A 2,215-nucleotide genomic window follows, 5' to 3' on the forward strand; every position below is an offset into this window, starting at 1 on the left:
CCCGCGGTCGCCGAAATCCGGCAGCCTTCGCGACCCGTAGCGTAGAGCCATTCAAAAACCCGGCGGCAATACAAGTCCAACGAAATAAACTAGCATTTGAATGCACTATTTCTGCATCGTCACAAGGTTACCAATTGTCCTCCTCAGGTTGTGCAAGGTTACTGAGCAGAGATATCCAGAATTCAAGCGCGGTGTACCTTTAGCCGCAGAACGCTTGATTTAAAATATTCTCTCACCATCTTTCAGATATTATGATTATTTACATGCGCCAGAGAGAGCCACAACGCCTCAAAGCAGGCCTCTAGCCCGGACGCGAACCCTACCGGCTTCGCGTCCGGGTCAGCCACATCCTCGATTTATTCAGAAAGCGCAGCAGACGACGTGCCAATCGCACTTCGTTTGCGCTCGTGCGTATCGGCTCAGAGGCAACCATGATGACATTCAGAAACCTGTCAGAAGAAGATATTACTCTTGACCTTGCGACAAAGGGAAAACACTCGGCGCTGTCCAGGATCGCTTTCAAACTTGCGCGGAGAACCGGGCTTGATGATCGGGCGGTTCTTCGGGGCATTTGGAGGCGCGAAAAGCTCGGATCGACCGCCATTGGTCGTGGCATCGCCGTCCCGCACGCGTTGCTGCGCTCGATCTCGTCGCCTGTAGCCTCGTTTACGCGACTAGCGCCTCCGATAGATTTCAACAGTCCCGACAGCGATCCCGTCGATCTCGTCTTTACCCTGCTTTGGCCACGCTCTGAGGCTCGCACCTTCTTGCCTGCGCTGTCGCGACTATTCCGTATGGTGCGCGCGCCGCTGATCAGGGAGGGGCTTCGGCTGGCCCAATCCCCCGAGGAGGTGATGGCGATTTTGATGAGCGAGGCAAGGCCGGTCAATGGTATCCCATGGCGGACCAATGCCACGCACTCAGTGGCGCCAAGGTGAACTCTGAGGAACGGAAAATGAAGAAGCACATCCAGAACTCACAAAAGCCTTCGATCGTGATTGGCGAGACGGATCACCAGCGACTGAATAAACTTGCGCTGGCTGCGGCTGATCGCCTTCCCGAGGTTTCCGATGGTCTCTTGATTGAGCTCGAACGCGCACTCGTAGTTGCGGACACCTCGGTGCCTCGGAACGTCGTCCGAATGGGATCGACGGTTGAGTATGAAGCTGACACCGGTGATGGGCGAACAGTGACGCTCGTGTTCCCGAAAGACGCAGATATTTCCGAAGGCAGGATATCCGTCCTGACCCCCATCGGAACTGCCCTTCTCGGCTTGTCCGCCGGTCAGACAATGGGTTGGAGCGGACGGGATGATAGGCGGCACAAGCTGACGGTGTTGGCGGTTACTCAGCAACATCGGCCGGAAAGCGAAGGCCTCCGTTCCTCTGAGACGTCACGCCTTCTTGCTTAAAGTAGAGAACGATTATCGCTGGCGTCCGGACCCTTTCCGCCGATCAGCTCGAGCGAGGCAAATTCGACACCTTGCTGGCCGAATGACCACGGTTGATCGCCCCGATGATGGGGCGGTCCTGTTTGTAGAAAAGGACAATAACCATGATTACTGGCTCCCAATGTCGTGCGGCACGTGCACTTACCGACCTCTCGTCCGAGCGTCTCGCAATATCCGCCGGCGTGGGCGTGGAAACCGTGCTGCGTTTTGAGCGCAAGCTCGACAAACCGGATGATGATGAAGTGTTTGCCTTGCAATCAGCTCTGGAAAGAGCCGGCGCCGTCTTCATTCCTGACAATGGCGCCGGCATTGGTGTGCGCCTGAAATTTACGGGATCAGAAGCTAAACGCATCGACATTCTTGAGAATGAAGGCGGTATAGTTGCACCTGACCGGGTGCCTTAAGTGCAGCCTGGCAGTGGCAATTTGCCTGCCGGTTTCTCGAACAACCGGGCATCGACATCGCGCTCCAAGTGGTGCGTCCGGGCCTGGAAAAAACTTGGTTTAGCGCCCGTTCTCTTCCCTCTGCCGTCATAGGTTCCCAGAGCTCCACCCCTTGGCAAAATCTCTGATCTTTGCGGTCGCCCCAGGATCCTCGCAGATCCGAAATGAAGCAGGTTACGCTGAACGGCGGCTTTGTCCCGCATCGCGTCCCTTCGTGCTGGTCGCTGCGAGCGACTGCTTGCCACCCGAAAAATCGCTTCTCGAAGTACGATCCGTCCGCTTGAAGGTTGAGCGCTGCAGTGGGGTGGCTTTGGGAGCAAGG

3 protein-coding genes are annotated in these 2,215 nt (G+C 56.4%); all 3 read left to right on the forward strand.

The window, feature by feature from the left end; translation table 11 throughout:
- Window positions 1-431 precede the first annotated feature (431 nt).
- The 3 genes from N181_RS08705 to N181_RS08715 all read left to right on the forward strand — a co-directional run bounded on the left by N181_RS08705 (window position 432) and on the right by N181_RS08715 (window position 1,854).
- Window positions 432-938 (forward strand): PTS sugar transporter subunit IIA, encoded by a 507-nt coding sequence (locus N181_RS08705; RefSeq protein WP_037437858.1) that lies wholly within the window; start codon window positions 432-434, stop codon window positions 936-938.
- 17 nt (window positions 939-955) lie between these two features.
- Window positions 956-1,411: a nucleoside diphosphate kinase regulator gene (gene rnk, locus N181_RS08710; protein ID WP_037437137.1), complete on the forward strand. Its 456-nt coding sequence runs from the start codon at window positions 956-958 to the stop codon at window positions 1,409-1,411.
- Between the two features lie 143 nt (window positions 1,412-1,554).
- Window positions 1,555-1,854, forward strand: a complete 300-nt coding sequence (locus tag N181_RS08715) for a helix-turn-helix domain-containing protein (RefSeq protein WP_037402377.1) — start codon at window positions 1,555-1,557, stop codon at window positions 1,852-1,854.
- Window positions 1,855-2,215: the final 361 nt, after the last annotated feature.

It is taken from the genome of Sinorhizobium fredii USDA 205 (assembly GCF_001461695.1).
GTDB classification, from domain to species: Bacteria; Pseudomonadota; Alphaproteobacteria; order Rhizobiales; family Rhizobiaceae; genus Sinorhizobium; species Sinorhizobium fredii.